1 protein-coding gene is annotated in these 478 nt (G+C 76.8%); it reads left to right on the top strand.

Translation table 11 applies throughout. The annotated features are described in order from the left end of the window. Positions 1–241: 241 nt before the first annotated feature. Positions 242–478 (top strand): carboxylesterase family protein (locus LPA54_RS37430; protein WP_228984905.1); only part of this gene is annotated, 237 nt, incomplete at its 3' end.

Below are 478 nucleotides of genomic sequence, written 5' to 3'. Positions count from 1 at the left end.
CCTATCGCACCCTGCGCGCCCTCACCGGCCGCGAACTGACCGCCCCGCCCGACCTGTTGCTGTCCGCACCGGGCCCCGGCGGCCCGCCGCCCCCGCACCGCGCGGCGGACGCGGCCTGACTTGACGGAGTAGTGACCGGAGGTTGGCGGCCGGCCCGGCACCGGGGCGACGATCACTGTGGCCCCATGGTGCGCGCCGCGCCGCCCCCGACAACGCCGAGGCGGGAAATGAGGTTCACCCGATGCCCAGTCGCACAGTGGTCGTCCGGACGACGGCGGGACGCGTGGCCGGAGAGCGGGCCGACGGACTGACCGTCTTCCGGGGCGTGCCCTACGCGGCCCCGCCGGTGGGCCCGCTGCGGTTCTCCTCGCCCCGGCCGCCCGAGCCGTGGCAGGGCGTACGGGACGCCACCGCCTTCGCGGCCCCCTCCCTGCAGGGCGACTACCTGCCCGACAGCAGCGAGGACAGCCTCTACGCC

Source organism: Streptomyces sp. DH12, assembly GCF_020873895.1.
Classification (GTDB): Bacteria; Actinomycetota; Actinomycetes; order Streptomycetales; family Streptomycetaceae; genus Streptomyces.
The sequence above is the reverse complement of the archived record's forward strand: the minus strand, read 5'-3'. Positions and strand labels throughout refer to the sequence as shown.